The sequence below is a fragment of the Paenibacillus glycanilyticus genome, from assembly GCF_030161375.1.
GTDB lineage: Bacteria > Bacillota > Bacilli > Paenibacillales > Paenibacillaceae > Pristimantibacillus > Pristimantibacillus glycanilyticus_B.
In genome coordinates, this window is sequence record NZ_BSSQ01000005.1 from 124,812 (window position 1) to 140,686 (window position 15,875).

General features: G+C 48.0%; 12 protein-coding genes and 1 pseudogene. 2 read left to right on the forward strand and 11 right to left on the reverse strand.

Features of this window, described 5'->3' with window-relative positions; genetic code table 11:
- The first annotated feature begins 1 nt into the window (after position 1).
- Positions 2 to 1,060 carry a Gfo/Idh/MocA family protein gene (locus QQK89_RS06520; RefSeq protein WP_284237685.1) on the forward strand — a complete coding sequence of 353 codons (1,059 nt, stop codon included), beginning with the start codon at positions 2 to 4 and terminating at the stop codon, positions 1,058 to 1,060.
- 108 nt (positions 1,061 to 1,168) lie between these two features.
- Here QQK89_RS06520 and QQK89_RS06525 read toward each other — a convergent pair whose 3' ends face one another.
- From QQK89_RS06525 to QQK89_RS06555, 7 genes and pseudogenes are all read right to left on the reverse strand, one after another.
- Positions 1,169 to 3,400: a GH36-type glycosyl hydrolase domain-containing protein gene (locus QQK89_RS06525; RefSeq protein ID WP_284237686.1), complete on the reverse strand. Its 2,232-nt coding sequence runs from the start codon at positions 3,398 to 3,400 to the stop codon at positions 1,169 to 1,171.
- Between the two features lie 95 nt (positions 3,401 to 3,495).
- Positions 3,496 to 4,500: an NAD(P)/FAD-dependent oxidoreductase gene (locus QQK89_RS06530; protein WP_284237687.1), complete on the reverse strand. Its 1,005-nt coding sequence runs from the start codon at positions 4,498 to 4,500 to the stop codon at positions 3,496 to 3,498.
- A 45-nt stretch (positions 4,501 to 4,545) separates the two neighbouring features.
- Entirely contained in the window at positions 4,546 to 4,908 is a 363-nt protein-coding gene (locus tag QQK89_RS06535) for a Rieske (2Fe-2S) protein (protein WP_284237688.1), read from the reverse strand.
- Positions 4,909 to 4,913: 5 nt separating this feature from the next.
- Complete coding sequence (locus tag QQK89_RS06540; protein WP_284237689.1) at positions 4,914 to 6,023, reverse strand: amidohydrolase family protein; 1,110 nt, start codon at positions 6,021 to 6,023, stop codon at positions 4,914 to 4,916.
- A gap of 134 nt (positions 6,024 to 6,157) precedes the next feature.
- Positions 6,158 to 6,991: an AraC family transcriptional regulator gene (locus QQK89_RS06545; protein WP_284237690.1), complete on the reverse strand. Its 834-nt coding sequence runs from the start codon at positions 6,989 to 6,991 to the stop codon at positions 6,158 to 6,160.
- Positions 6,975 to 7,895: an AraC family transcriptional regulator gene (locus tag QQK89_RS06550; RefSeq protein ID WP_284237691.1), complete on the reverse strand. Its 921-nt coding sequence runs from the start codon at positions 7,893 to 7,895 to the stop codon at positions 6,975 to 6,977. The genes QQK89_RS06545 and QQK89_RS06550 overlap by 17 nt, the downstream gene beginning before the upstream one ends.
- A 100-nt stretch (positions 7,896 to 7,995) precedes the next feature.
- Positions 7,996 to 9,393: pseudogene (locus tag QQK89_RS06555) on the reverse strand (ADP-ribosylglycohydrolase family protein).
- 178 nt (positions 9,394 to 9,571) lie between these two features.
- On the opposite strand from QQK89_RS06555, the gene rbsK reads away from it, so the two are divergent.
- Entirely contained in the window at positions 9,572 to 10,516 is a 945-nt protein-coding gene (rbsK, locus tag QQK89_RS06560; RefSeq protein ID WP_284237692.1) for a ribokinase, read from the forward strand.
- Between the two features lie 89 nt (positions 10,517 to 10,605).
- Here rbsK and QQK89_RS06565 read toward each other — a convergent pair whose 3' ends face one another.
- The 4 genes from QQK89_RS06565 to QQK89_RS06580 form a co-directional block, all read right to left on the reverse strand.
- Positions 10,606 to 11,553, reverse strand: coding sequence for an ABC transporter substrate-binding protein (locus QQK89_RS06565; protein WP_284237693.1), 948 nt, complete (start codon positions 11,551 to 11,553; stop codon positions 10,606 to 10,608).
- 175 nt (positions 11,554 to 11,728) lie between these two features.
- Positions 11,729 to 12,685: a helix-turn-helix transcriptional regulator gene (locus QQK89_RS06570; protein WP_284237694.1), complete on the reverse strand. Its 957-nt coding sequence runs from the start codon at positions 12,683 to 12,685 to the stop codon at positions 11,729 to 11,731.
- A 171-nt stretch (positions 12,686 to 12,856) separates the two neighbouring features.
- On the reverse strand, positions 12,857 to 14,212 hold the full coding sequence (locus QQK89_RS06575; protein WP_284237695.1) for a choice-of-anchor Q domain-containing protein: 1,356 nt from the start codon (positions 14,210 to 14,212) through the stop codon (positions 12,857 to 12,859).
- Between the two features lie 20 nt (positions 14,213 to 14,232).
- A complete protein-coding gene (locus tag QQK89_RS06580) occupies positions 14,233 to 15,852 on the reverse strand; it encodes an S-layer homology domain-containing protein (RefSeq protein WP_284237696.1) in 1,620 nt (539 codons plus the stop codon).
- Positions 15,853 to 15,875 lie beyond the last annotated feature (23 nt).

A 15,875-nucleotide genomic window follows, 5' to 3' on the forward strand; every position in this document is an offset into this window, starting at 1 on the left:
TATGGCCAAGAAGAGATTTGGCATTGCAATTATCGGAGCCGGAATGATTGGATTCAAGCACGCACAGGTCTTAAGCAGTATGCAAAGACCTCAGCTTGTTGCCATTTACGACCATCGAATCGAGAATGCCCAAAGGCTTGCGGAACAGTTCGATTGTGATGCCTATTCCGATCTGGAGCAGTTGCTTAAACGGGAGGATATTCAGATCGTCTCCATTTGCTCCCCAAGCGGTCTTCATGGGCAGCAGGCTATACTTTGCGCAAACGCAGGAAAGCACATCCTTGTCGAGAAACCGATGGACATCCGTTGGGAACAGGCACAGCAGATGATAGCCGCCTGCCATCATAATCAAGTCAAGCTAGGCGTGATCTCTCAGCATCGCTTCCACCCGGATATCATTAAGGCCAAGACGATGATTAATCAAGGGCAGCTTGGCAAGATCATTGCAGGCAATGCATCTATCAATTGGTATCGGAACCAAGAATACTATGATAGTGCTTCATGGAGAGGCACCAAACGTTGGGATGGCGGAGGCGCGCTCATGAATCAAGGCATACATACGATCGATCTGCTACAATATTTGGCCGGCCCCGTGAACAGTGTGTACGCCCAATGCCGGACAGCGGGCCACGACCGTATCGAAGTGGAGGACGTGGCTGCAATTACCCTGCAATATAATAATGGTGCCATTGGAACCCTATTCGCAACAACCTGCGCATATCCGGGATATCATACCCGCATAGAGCTGATTGGGACGAAAGGAACAATCATTTTAGAAAATAATAAGCTTCAATGCATTCATTTATCTGATGATCCCGCTTCATCCTATATCTCGCCTACCTCTCCATCTTCAAATCAGGGACAATTGGGTCCTGAGGACACGATGGGAGAAACTCATATAGATCAACTAGAAGACTTCCTCGATGCAATCGAGCTGGACCGTGAGCCTGCGGTCAACGGTGAAGAAGGCGCGAAGCCCCTCGGCATTGTCATCGCTTCCTATTTGTCATCGGATGCCGGGCGACCTGTGCAAATTCGCGAGATTTGGAATAATGGTTAGAAAGCACGTAGCTTCCGACTTAAGCTACCGTTTATGAATCCTGGAAAGCAAACACCCCTTCTGCTGGTTTCGCAAAAGAGGTGTTTGCTTTCATTTATCAGCGATAAACTATTTAAACAGCTTGTAGTAACAAAATAACATCCATGCGTGAACATGAGCGCAATAAGGCTGGAAGGCTTCTTCTACCCAGAAATGATATAAACCTTCTCTTTGGGATAATGAAGAGTTCAAGCTGTCCGCAAAAGTCCAATGCCCGACCCAATAATCCGGATAATACTCCGCAAATTGGTGGAAGGTCACCTTCTTGAACAACTTGACTGCTTCTTCTTTATCAAAGCTTGCAAGACCAATCATTAACGGACCCTGATGCGAGAACCAGATTCCGCCGTCTTCTCCGTCGCCGCTACTCCATAAAGGAACTTCTCTTGTTCGAGCGCCGTACCTTTCTTCGTCCAGTACCCTTGCTCGGATCTCGGCATACAGTTGCTTCTTCCTTTCAACAGGAAAGCTCTCGATCTGCAGCAGAAAAGTTTGGGGTTCGATGCATAACTGATCTATGCCGAACTTCAGCTCAGCTTTGTCATCCTCGCCTAAATAGCAGCGCGGAGAAAAGGTTCTACCCTGCATATCCGTCATAAAAGCAGCAGATAACTCATCGTGGTAATCCTTGAATTGGCTCACAAAGGTTTCAAGCAAAGCCATGTCCTCTATAACGGAATCCGCGTATTCCAATTCCCTTAATAACCGCGGAATAAAGGCAAGCGCCATCGTTGTGTTTAAATGGGATTGCGCAAAGTGCTTATAGATATTCGGCGAATAAGGATGGAAGAAGCTGTCGCTCCAATCCGAATTGAGCATTCGAATTAAACCGTGCTGGCCTCTACCAACCGTATCTCTTAGATAAACAAAGTGCTTGACGAGAACCTTGAACACCGTATCCTGACGACCAATTTCAACTGGATAGTAGCTGATGCATTCGTTAAGGAATTCATAATCGCCTGTGATATTCAGGTATTCGGCAACGGCCATAAACATGTGCAGCTGCGCATCGCTTTCCATATAGACACCTGGATCGCTGTAACCAAAGCCAATATTTTGCCGCTTGATTTCCCCGTCTCTTGACGAATGTTTCATCGCATTTCGAATACAGGATTTCGCAAGCGCCGGATTCGTATAAATCAGAGGCAGACAATGCTGAAGATGGTCTCGGTTCGAAGCGTTTTCCCCTAGATGATACGCATAGACGGAGCCTTGCGGAACATAAGTTTCCCGGAAGTATTGGCTATAGGTTGCCATCGCTTCTAGCGTATACGCATTCCACAACATCTCGGTACGCAGAACCGGGTCTTTCTCTCTCTCCAGATCCGGAAGAATCTGATGCCATAAGTGGGCATACGCTCCCACGGATTCATCGCTTGGCTTTGCATGATTAAGCATGTGTTCGATTTGACTCTGCATTTCGTCTCCTGCATGGTCGAAAGCCAAACCAATGATCAACTGAATGCTCTTCTGTTCTCCCGCGCAAAGCTCGGCCTCAAATTCCGCAAATAAGACATCCCCGATATCCGTATTCCTGAAACCAGCTCTACTTGTATGGGAAGTTCCTCCAACCGCATGCATAAACACGGACGGAGGGGCAATGTCATGCGTGAAGCTATCTTCAATACTATCGGGCCATACAAGCAGCTTTACCGGTTCGCAAAATATTTCCGCTATTGCGGTGGCCTGATCTCGCAGTGTGCTTAACTGATTTCGATATTGGACAAGACGCTTATCTGGAGATAGCGACTGATCATTCATTAACATGTATTGAACGAGCAGCTCTTCCGTATAGTTTATCGTCACCGGAGATTGACCTTCATTACTCAAGCTCAATTCAATTAGCATGGACGGATTGCCAGCATGAAGCTCCGAGGAGGGCTGCATAGATATCGTTTTGGATACGGTCACCTGCTCGCCAAAGCTGTAGCTATACTGGGCATAACCTACTCCAAAGCGAGAATTCCATTGTATGGTTTCATTAGAATGATCACCGACTAATAAGTATTCTGCAGTCGATTGATCGATTCCGCTCGAGACGCGGAGAACGGATTGATTCCATCCTTCGTTTTTCCCCGCATGATTCAGCCTGGCCCATCCGCGCTCGCCGGTTATAAATTCGTACATACCACTTGCATGCGCGAATATAGTGGCCCGATAGTTGCCTAGTAGAAAGCAAGGATCCACCGGGAGCTTTGCATCTTGGCCAGCTTTATCCTTGGCGAAAAACGGGTAGCCGCCCGTATAGTGATAGACCGGCAACCGATCCCTATCCAGCCCCCAATGGCCCACTCGATTCATGCCTCTGCACAACCTTTCGTACGACAAGTTAATAATGTTTGCGATGACATGCGCTATTCAAGTTCTTATTCGGCTGTCATCCTTCTTGTATCCACTTATGCACGCTTCATGTTACTGCTGTGACCCGGGGATAGCTTGGCTTCGGGATCAATGTACACCTTGGCGTTGTTGATCGCGGTTGGCGCTTCTCCGAACCCGACCGCAATCAGCTTCAGCTTGCCTGGATAAGTTGTAATATCGCCCGCCGCGAAAATGCCAGGTATGTTTGTCTCCATGCGGGTATCGACTACGATTGAACCGCTCTGTATGTCTATCCCCCATTCCGCAATCGGACCGAGGGAAGAAACGAATCCGTAATTTACAATAACGGCGTCCACCTCAAGGTTCATCTCTTCCTTCGTCTTCATATCGAGAAGGGTCATTGCTTCAATTTCCTCATCCCCATGAAGGACAGTAATTTCCTTATTGGTCAGTACGTTAACTTTGGAATTCATTAACGCCTGAACGCTGTGCTCATGCGCCCGAAACTTGTCGCGGCGATGGACAAGTGTAACTTGTTCGGCAATCGGTTCCAGCATAAGCGACCAATCAAGCGCAGAATCTCCGCCTCCACTGATCAGCACCTTCTTCCCCGTAAAGCGCTTAAGATCGTCAACGAAATAATGCAAATTTTTACTCTCGTATTTCGCGGCTTCGGGAAGCTCAAGCCGCCTAGGTTCAAACGCCCCAACCCCACCAGTAATAATGACTGATTTTGCGAAATGTACGGATTTATCCGTAATAACCTCAAACAGTTTCTCATCATGCTTGATGACGTTTAGCACCTTTTCCTCCAGCGCAATGTCCGTCGTGAAATGGCTTAACTGTTCTTTCAGCCGTTCAACCAGCTCCTGGGCAGTCACTTTGGGGAATCCAGCAATATCGTAGATATATTTTTCGGGATAAAGTGCAGCAAGCTGTCCGCCAAGATGAGGCATACTCTCAATAACCTTGACCGAAGCCTGGCGCATCCCCCCATAGAAAGCTGCGAACAAACCTGCCGGACCACCGCCGATAATCAGAAAATCAACCGGATTGTTTTTTGAATATAAGCTTAACAAACGTATACCCTCCGTCTAATCGAAATGTGATACAACCGTTCTCCGCTAGATCAAGACATAGATCAGGCCATCTTCCACTTCAACCTTATAGCCGCGAAGCTTTACCTTCTCGTCAACCAAATGCTGGCCTGTAAGCAGATCAAACTCCCAGCCATGCCATGGACAACGTACAATCTCTTGATCTTTGCCGTACTTGTACTCATAGACCAGAGAAGGCAACCTTGTACCGCATACCGGACCTTGACATACGGGAGCGCCGGCATGGGGGCAAATGTTGCGCCAGGCATAAAACTGCCCTCCCACCGCAAATAAGCCGATTTCCATTCCCTTAACCGTAACGATCAATCGGTTGGCATCTCGCAGCTCTTCGACCGTAGCCGCTTCGTAACGATTCCGCGTTTTTTCCATCTCTGCTACTCCCCCTTAACGGAAGCCGCTTCAGCATCTGTTATGGCAGCGGGCGCTTCATACAGCCCGTATAGCTCCATTGCGTTATCGACCAAAATGCGCTGGCGAAGATCCTTGCGAATCGGCTGAAGCGCCATCTTCGGATTATCGAAATCCCAGTGCGGATAATCGGATGAGAACATGACCGTTCTGCCGGCGTCGACCATATCCATTATCTGATTCAGATGTTCGTTGTCAGCGGGCTCTTCAATCGGCTGCGTCGTCAGCCGGATATGATCCTTGATATACTCTGACGGAAGCCGTTTAAGCCATGGCACCAGATCTCTTAAACCTTTGTAATTCTTGTCCATCCGCCACATGAGATGGGGAAGCCAGGCAATACCGCCTTCAATCGCGACGAATTTTAAGCCCGGGAACTTCTCGAATACGCCTTCGCACACAAGAGAATTGACATGGGCCATGTAATTGGTAGGCAGTATGTTATGCCACTCAAGGTAAGAAGTCGGATAACCGGATGGCGTGGGAGCGCCTGAGATGCCTCTGCCCTCCGTGCCCGGATGAACCGCAACCGGCAAGCCGTTGCGCTCGGCCGCTTCATAGATCGGATGATAGAAACGTTGACCAAACAGCATGCGAGATCCGCTGCACATAATAACCTGCACCATGTCTTTATTTGCTGCCATACGGTCGATTTCTTGCGCCGCTGCCAGCGGATCCGCATGATTCACAAGAATTGAACCTTTGTACACGGGGCTAACCTTAAGCCAGGTTTCAACAAGCCAATTATTATAGGCAGTGGCGATCACGTTTCCGTAATCCGGATTAGGGTTAAGCGAAATCCCCAGAATGCCGGAGCCCGTCAATATGCCGTAATCAATACCATACTTCTGAAAATGATGCTCAAGCATATATTTTGGGTCGCTGCCAGGCAAGCCGCCTCCCGGCGGTATCGCGTCGGAGCGAAGTACGCCGATCGGCGAATGCCAGCCGCCCCCGTATCCCGCTCCCGCCGACTTCCAATATTCATGCCACACCCTTGGCAAGAAGGGCAGTAAATCCTCGGATCTGGCAATCGCATTATGCACATCCGTATCAATAATTTTTGGCTTAACCATTGGTGAGCTCTCCTTTGTCCTGCAGAAGTGTAATCGCTTCGATAGCTATACTCTACATGGCAGGCACCCTCGCGTACATGAAGAAAAGGCATGAGAATCTGGATTATTATCAGATCCTCATGCCTTTTCAAGACTTATGATTTTCGGAATTGTCTTGGAGACATCCCCGTCTCTTTCTGAAACAATCTGGAGAAATAAAAGGAGTCTTCAAACCCGCATTCCTCCGCAACTTGCTTGATAGGGATATTCGTATTTCTCAGCAGCAGCTTGGACTGATCCATCCTGATTTTATTTAAATACCGCATCGGACTAACGCCCGTATGCGCCTTGAATAAAACCGAGAAATAACCCGGTGACAAGGAAATGCTTCCTGCCAGCTGATCGCGGGTCAGATTCTCTTTGAAAGACTGCTTCATATACTGGATGGCCTTCTGAACAGCCGATGCAGCATCTGGATGGTCCTCCCGGTTGGCTCCGAGTCTTTGAATAAGCCTGAGCACACTTAACAATTGCAGCTTGACATGCCACTCGTAGCCGTTGTTTTTTTCATGCCAAAGCTCGTAAGCCTCCCGAAATGAAGACTCCAGCGCCGCCTTCTCAGGGCCACCGTTTCCCAGCTGCAACGGCAGTCTTCCCGCTGGCTCGAGGCTGAGCATCGTGCCCCCATCCCATTGAATAATCCGGTACTGAAACAGAAAGGAATAGAAATGAAGAGGGTTGGAGCGGCTGGAAGTTAACCGCATGGGATGCCCCGGCCAAATTTGAAATAAATCCCCAGGCCCAAGCGAGCGGTCTTCTCCGGCAAATGTCAGCTGTCCTTCTCCGCCATAAACATAAGCCAGCGAATGCAAGCCTGTCCGTTCCCTTGCAATCTGGTAATCGAGCTGCTCCCACACCTGTTTATCTCGAATAGCTACCTCTATAATCCGAGGAGTAAAACCGTTAAAAAAATCATAATCGATCAGCATGTTTTTTTAACCCCTCGCTCACTTCAACGTCCTGCTGCCTGCCCCCATGTAATTCGTAGTTAGTCAACATAACCCGCCGGTAGTCCTCGGGAGATAGATCTACAAATTGCTTAAAATTGCGGTAAAAGGTAGCCATGCTTTGAAACCCGCATTCATAGCATATTTCAGTAACCGGCATAACTGTTGTCGCTAATAATCTCTTAGCATGTTGTATGCGAAGGGTAGACATATAGCTTTTAAACTTCCTCCCCGTTGCTTCCAATATTAACCGGGATAAATGAGACTGGCTTATATGAAATACCGAGGCCAATTGCGACAAGTTTATTTCTTTCTGGTAATTCTGATCCATATACTGCAGTACCGGTCTAATATGCTCATAATTTCGCATGCCATCCAGCCATGTCGTATTGCTGATTTCTTCTTTGGACATTCGAAGAAGCTCCACGCATACGGACATTAGCAGGCTTTTGACCGCCGTTCGGTAACCCGGAGCACGCTGCTCTTTCTCGGCATAAATCTGTTTAATCATCGACCGCAGACGTTCCAAAACATCGGTACTGCCGTGCAATCGGTTTTGAAAATGAAAAGGATAGTATCGAAAGGGTACCATCAATTCAGGCTCTTCTTTGGCAAGCAACCCCGAATCAAAGTTAAGGAATAGAAACTCGCAGGGACAGCCTTCATTCGATTGGGCGATATGATTTTCCAATATATTCACAACAAAGATATCTCCCGGAACTACGGGATAGACCGTGCCGCCAAAATAAAACTTCCCGCTCCCGGATAGACATAAGCCCATCTCAAAACTTTGGTGATGATGCTGCGTCTCGAGTTCAAAGCTTGGCGTCCATTTGAAACTGTTAACGGGAAGTTCACTATCCTCGTATGTAATGTGCAATATCATGAGCCATACCTCCCTTTAGACCATCATCCATTATTCTCCCAATTGTAACTGAAAAACGCCCGAATGAGGAAGAATCCTTCCTCATTCGGGCGCCCCCGCGTTATTTCGTTACTATTTGCTGCTCCCTTAATTTCAAATAGACTTGGTGACTTCTTCGGGCACATTCCGAAATGGCGATCGGATGGAAACCAACAACTGCCGAATACAAGGTATCTTGGAGCGGTTCGACCCAATGGCTTGGCAATTGCTTTGCACCCAGCGATGCTCCCATAATGGAACCTACTGTCGCCCCATTACAATCCGTATCCCACCCGCCTAGAACCGATGTAGCAATTGCTAAATTAAAATCACCTTTCGCAAATACTAGGGATGCCGCTACCAAAGCGGCATTATTATTGGTATGGACAGGGTCGTAATGCTTAAAGGCATCCCATATTCTCTCAACTAACACGAGTTGATCATCTGTGCTGCTCGCAATTAATACAGCTTTACGAATGTCCCGTGCCAGACGGCAGTTTGCGGGAATTTCACTTAATCCAATTTCTACAATTTTAGTCGGATCCGATTCCACGAAAGCAGCGGCGATCATGGCGGCCACGAACATTTCACCGTAAATACCGTTACGTACATGAGAGAAGGAGGCATCCCGCCAAGCCAAATCGGCTGCCAGCTCAGGCTGGCCAGCTGCCCCGTAGGCTAAGCCGTCTGCACGGATTTGGGCGCCAATAAACTCGCGGTATGGATTCAAATAGGTGCGCACCCAATTTTTCTTCTGCTCCCAATCTGCCGGCCTGCTTTGCTCCCCGTAATGATGCGTAACTTGGGCGAAATTTAGATAGGACTGTGTTTCCGCCGTACAAACCTGGTTATAGGACAAGAGCTCATGCCACAGCTTGCCGATGTCCCAAGAATCCCAATCTAATCCTTTTCTTTCGAGCATGATTAAACCAAGTACGGTGTAACGGATATCATCATCCGTTTCCATATAGGCAATACGTTCTCTAGTACTGGCAGAACCCCAGGTAGCAAGTTCAATTCCATACTCATCCTTAGCTGTGGAGTATCCCGGAGTATAACCGTTAATCGGCCAAGCGTCTGCTCCCTTGAACCATAGATATACGTTCTCCCAACCCGTCCTTCCATGCGAGCCGGCCATGAAATTGGGCCATTCGAGCGGTTTTCCTAGCGCACAGCCAATGGCTCTCCCAAGCCATGCGCCGTAGAACTTATCTGACCACTGTTCATGGGTGAGCTCCTTGTCCAATTAGCGGGGACCGTTCGGGCGAAGACGCCTGATCTCCTCCAGCTCATCAGGTTCGTCTCTATTGGGATGCGTTAGCTCCAAAGCGCATAATTCCGCATAAATCGCCATTAATTCCGACTGGTTATCGCCAGATTCCTCAATCCGTTCCAGGAACCCGTCTACCAGACAGGCTTCATCGCTGCGTTGCTTCACTTCCTCGACCAATAAATCTTTAAGCCTAGCCCATCCAGCCATCTCTTTACCTCCAATAATGTATTCATCTCTTACTTTCATTCTATTGGAGAATAGACTTCATTTCTTCCCAAAACATGCGCCTTATTCTCATTTCTTGTGTATTCATGAAAGAGCGTATCAATGGAAAGATTCAAGTTTTATAATGGCCAGGATAACAATGCGAGAGGGACGGTTAAACATGAAATCTATCTATGTTGTAGGCAGCATAAATATGGACGTCGTAAATACACTAGACCATTTCCCCCTTCCTGGCCAAACGATCGAGGGTCAACACACCCATTACCACCCGGGCGGGAAAGGAGCCAATCAGGCCGTAGCAGCAGCTATGGCTTGTTCCAAAGTCCAAATGGTTGGAGCAGTCGGCAATGATGCTTTCAAAGCAACATTGCTCCAATCCTTACAGGATAAGGGCGTAGGACAAGACTTCGTCATTTCAAAAAGCGGACAATCCGGTTTAGCATTTATTACGGTAAACAGCGAGGGAGAGAATTATATTGTGCTTTCTTCCGGAGCAAACAAACATTTATCCTCGCAAGACCTACCTGCTGAAATGTGGAATGACGCCGCATTGATTTTACTGCAGAATGAAATTCCATGGGAGTTGACCCGCACGGTTATTCAAACCGCGGATAAATGCGGCATTCCGGTATGGATGAATCCGGCACCTGCATTTGCCATGCCAAGTGACTTGTTTACGTCTATTCATACTTTAATTCTTAATGAAACGGAAGCGGAAATTCTGACGGCAATGTCTATTTCGAACGAAAATGATGCTGTTCAAGCTATTTCCCAACTTCTTATTGACGGTATTCGCCGTGTCATCTTAACGATGGGAAGCAAAGGGCTGTTATATGCTGATCAGCATAAGCGAATTACCCGCGTCGAGGCATATTCTGTTCTGCCCGTTGATACGACTGCTGCCGGCGATACCTTTATCGGCGCTTTTGCAGCTGCATGGTCGAATGGCTTGTCTTTCAGTGAAGGAGTAAATTTCGCGTCTGCGGCTGCAGCATTAACCGTTACTAAGTTAGGGGCTCAAGATAGCATTCCAAGCAAAGCAGAGATTGAAGCATTTATGTCCTCGAATCCTGCACCGCGACATATAGCAATGTCTGCCGTTTAACCCAAATAAAAGGGAAGCTCCATAATCATTAAATGACATGGAGCTTCCCTTTATTCGATAAGTGAAATAGAGATAAATGCGGTATCCCGTTATGGTGCGAGCAACTGTTCAACTTGGTTAAGATTATCCATCATGCCAAGAGGATAATAGGCTTTTATGCGGAAATCCTTATCCAATTCATAGACTTGATTGTTCTTGACGGCGCGAAGGTTTTTCCAGGTAGCCATGTTCTTGAAATCTTCTGGAAAATAGCTTTTGCTGATAAGCAGTACTTCCGGATCAATCTTCACAAGACCTTCCAGAGAGATGCTCTCGTATGTGTCCGGCACGCCCGGTGCCGCAGTCAAGCCGAATCGGTCGTACAAAATAGGTCCAACATCTCCCTTATCCGTCCTGCCCCACAGCGAGAACTTCTCCTTTCCGTCCGGCGTTATGTACGCGACTTCCTTGCCCGCCATTGTTTTCTGCAGCTCTGCCTTTAATGCCGCTTCCTTCGTCTTGTACTCTTCGATATAAGCGCGGGCAGCAGCCTCTTTCCCCAGTGCCTTGCCTATAAGCAAGTGGACTTCTTCCCATGTCATCGTCTGGAAATCGATCTGAATGACGGGAGAAATCGTGCTAAGCTTTTTATACTGTTCCTCATCGAACACTTTACCCGCCATTATGACGAGGTCCGGTTGAAGGGCGATAATCTTCTCAATATTGTAAGGGTACGTGCCAATCTGCTGTACACCTTGCATCTTATCGGCAAGATAGTCGAAGTATCCGTCATCATCGTTCGCCACCGTACCGGAGCCGACAAGCGCTCCTCCAAGCGCAATCACGTTGTCTTCATAGAATACCGAAACAACGCGCTTCGGTTCCTTTTTAATTGTCACTTCGCCGTCCGCCCCCATCACGGTGACGGGGAAGGCGTTCGCATCAGCATTCGTCGTGACTTCAGCAACAGCTCCCCGGGAGTTGTTGGTATCGCTCGTTCCGCAGCCGGATAACGCCATTACTATGCAAAGCATAAGCCCTACAAAATTTGCTTTCATTATAAACTTCCTCTCTCGTCCATTCAGTGATAATGATTATCAATAATTTGAAATTATACACAAGAAAACAACCCTTTTCTACCTGTATAAGGAGGAATTCAACCCGTAAACGGAGGTCTTGCCTAAGCAGATGATAGCAAATTAAAAAAGCCGCTCTATTAGGCGGCCGTCGTCTTCATTTCAACAAGCTGGGATTAATACCGAATCTCCTGCGAAACTCGGCCGCGAAATGGCTCGGGTTGCTGTATCCGACCGCATTGGAAGCTTCATTGACGTTCATGCCCTGCTCCAAATAACGCCGTCCCGCATCCATTCGGGCTTGCCGCAGATAACCGAAGACCGTTGTACCAAACATCTCCCGGAAACCTTCCTTCAGCGTCCAATCGCTAACCGAGACAAGCTTTGCAAGCTCTGCCAGGGAAGGAGGATTCTCGAGACGGTTCACCAAAAGTTCGCTCGCTTCGCGAATGGCGGATTTCGTTTTGCTGCGGCCGATTAATTGACTTGCCCGGTTTGAAAAAGCGGTCTGCTTGTTCTCGCCGCTCCATTGTCCGGACGCGAGCGACAGCAGCTCCATGGCTTTGCCTTCCAGATAAAAATAACGGTCGATTCCCTTATCAAAAGGGCACATCGCAATTTGCCTCACGATAGTATTTACTAATGGAGGTGTCGCTGCTTCTTTCACATGAAACGGCTTATCATCAAGCATGCGGAATAATTCCTTATCCGTTGAACAATGCCAGAAGTGATAAATGCGGCTAGCCCAAATATTCGGATCAAGCAGCAATTCAACCTTAACCGACCGTTTCCCGCGGATAACCTCGGAGCGTCCTTCCGCTTGCCTTGAGAGCAGCAAGAAAGAATGATTGTCCCGCTCATCCGCCTTTTCGTAATAGCCAAATACCTCATTGGAAATACCGCCCATGAGACAATAGCTAAGTTCAAACCAATCTTTATCGGACGGTTCGCCTTCCAATCGCATCGTCTCGCTGAAGGTCAGATCGCTAATGCATAACGTCATCCCTTCCCTCAAGTCCAACGCCCATGCGTGGCCTTCCATTCCTTCATCTTTATATGTATAACTGGATATCGCCTCGCGGTAACCCGATACCGTCAACGTTTGTTGTTTCATAACCTTTCCCGCTCTCCGTTACCTTAATTATCGTAGCTATCTCCCACACATCATATTGATAATTGTTCTCAGTGTCAAGATGGCATGCAGCAGAAAGGGCTGTCCCCGTTAAATGAGGGACAGCCCTTTGAAGATTAGACTCGCTAACAGACAGCAGCAAACCTTAACATCTTAATGATATTCGTAAGCTCCCCGGTCCACCGTTCCTCCAACGGGACGGCTGATGCCGTCAAAGTCCAGCGCTGCCTTAAACCCGTTATCCCCGCTGTTAATAGCCGGCGAATTGGCTTTCAAATGAAAATCTCTCGACGCTAGATTGTTGAACAACGGATCTGTCGTTACATTTCCCGTGCCTGTTTTGAGAACAGTGCCGTTATAGAAGATATTGCTGTTGTAATAGACCGATGCGATCGGGTTGCCGCTGGAATCATTCGCTTTGCTTACCGTCTCTCCGTTCGCGTACAAAATATTATTCACGACATAGACATTGCTCGAATAATTCCCGATGATTTCTCCATAATCGAGATGCGTGCTCTGAGAGTTCGCATAAGTCGTATTGTTATTGACATACACATTTTGCGAACTGAAAATATTAATCCCTGCTCCGCCGTTCATATAGGAGATGTTGTTTTCCACAATCGTTTTTCCGGTATAAGGCGTCCCGCTAATTTGCGAGTTTTTATTATCGTCGACAATAATGCCGTTGCCATCGGAATACACGCCGTGATTCTGCCATTTGTAGTTGGTCTGATTGCCATACACCAAATTGCCGGACACGAAATTTTTGTATCCCGTGCTGGTGTCCGTATTCCGGGAGTGGAAAATATTGAGGCCGCTTTGCGCCCAAGCCGTAAACCAACAGTTGTTATACACCGTATTGCCCGTGTAATTGATATAATCGGCTTCTTCCGCCCCAATCCCTTGGCCTGGCGTATGATGCACCTTGTTGTTCAGAACGTTGATGTGCGAGGAATACACCGTTGGGCTTACATCCGCATTCTTCACGATGCTGATGCCGTTCGTATTGAATTTGCCGATGTTCCCAAGCGTATTCGTATTCTCGTAGGATAACGCTTCCGTATTCGATAAGTTCTCGCTCCACCCGTAAATCTCGAAGCCTTCGATGTTAATATAGGAAGCTCCCTTTACTAGAATATGATGCCATGCGCCTTGGCTGACGCGCAGAACGGGAGTGTGACCCGGATAAGCCTTGTAAGTAATATAAGCATTGGCCGTTCCGGAACGGGTAATCGTTAAGATCGGGTTCCCGTTATCCCAGTAGGTGCCGTTCATGACGTATACCGTATCCCCGGGATTCGTCTTGTTGGCAGCGGTTTGGATATACCGGAGCGCTTTGCTTGGCTCTGGCCCCAAGCCCGTATTATTGTCGTTTCCGTCAACGCTCACATAGTAAGTAACGGGCGATGCCGCATGCGCTTTGGCAGGCATATACAAACCTAACATCCATAAGCAGCTTGCAATCAAAAGCCATTTGAGCAAAACGAGATCGTATCTTTTTACCGTCACGATTACATCCTCCTCTATTGCTATTGGTTAACCGTTCCGTTTGTCATGATGTTGTATAAGATTTGCGCGGTTTCCGCTCTTGTGGAGAAGCCCTGCGGCATTAATTCCCCATTGCTTCCCGCTATAAAGCCAGCTTCCGCAAACACCTTCACCGCTTTAGACGCATAAGCTGCGATCTCAGTGCTATCTTTATAATCGTTGATCGTTTTGCCGCCTGTAAGTGCCGACGGCAGCTCGCCCATCTTATCCAGCACATTGTAAATCATGACGACCATATCCTGCCTGCTGATGCTGGCTTCCGGTACGAAGAGATTGTTGCCCATTCCCGTCACAAGGCCTAATTGTTTGGCCGTTCCCAAATAAGCCGTGTAATAGGTGTTGCCCGCATCAGCGAAATTAGTTGTTGTGCTAGCGTCAGCTTCAATGCCGTATGTTCTCATCAGCATAACCAGAAAATCTCCTCGGGTTATCTTAAGGTCAGGCCCGAATTGAGTATTGCTGATCCCTTTAGTAATCCCTCTTGCCGCGGCAAAGGCTACCGCATCGTTATACCACGCATCGTCAGATACATCCGAGAATTGTTTTTCGCTATAACCAACGGCATAGGTTGAAAAATGCTTCGTCCTGAAGCTTACCGTTTGCGCAGTCGGATTGTAATGGCTATTGGCAAGCGCATTCAAATTCCCATTCTTGTCTACATAGTAAACGACAATCGCATGCGGATTCTCACCGGCATGCGCGGAATAGGACAACTCCAGCGCTACAGTGCCGCCTTTAAAATCAGAGACGGTTTGATTGCCTGCCATAATTTCGAAGCTGTACAGCGGTCTGTCTCCAATCTTGTCCTTCAGGCTTTGCTGTGCTTGTGCCGAATACTTGGAAAGCTCGGATTTCGCATCTAACTTGGAGATGGAAATATGCACCTTGCCGGAAGCATTTGCGCCGGTGAGCGAGCTTTTGATTGCCTCAATAGCTTTTTTATTCAAGTTCAAGACAACGCCGCCGGCCTTGACAGTCACCGTCTCAATCTTGCTATTCGCTAGAGCCAAGAGAGATGCGGCAGACAATTCGAGGGATAGGCGATTTGCGTTTGCGTCTGCTTGCAGCTCAATGATGACGGGAGCAGACTTGCTGCCCCCTGTTGTTCCTTCGGCTCCAGCGACAGCCTGCATAAGCTGGCTATCTGTTACGGTTGCCGTGGCTACGCCGTTGCTATCTGCGGATACCGCAACTTTTATCGTTCCCGCGGGACCAGCAGGAGTAGTCGGCGTAACGGGATCCGGTGTACCCGGCGTGACAGTCACGGCTGTAACTTCCTTGCTGGCTGCGAGAGCACCGCTTAAATCGTTAATATGGACCAGGTAATGTTCGACATTGGACATAACCCCAGTCGTAATATGAACCTCAATTTTACCTTCCGAACTTGCAACGGTTTGCTCTAGCGCCTGCACGCTGTTATTCTCGGTATCTACAACTCTGACTAAGTAGGCCGTTCCGGCATTGAAGCCCGTTCCTTGAACAGTGATTACTCCGTCAGCATACCCAGCGCTTGTAATCGCGCTGCTAGCAAATACCGACAATGGAAACAAAGCCAAACTTAGGATAGCAACCATTACGAGCGAGATCGTTTTCTTTGTCATGTGCCCTTTTTTCCTCCCTTCTT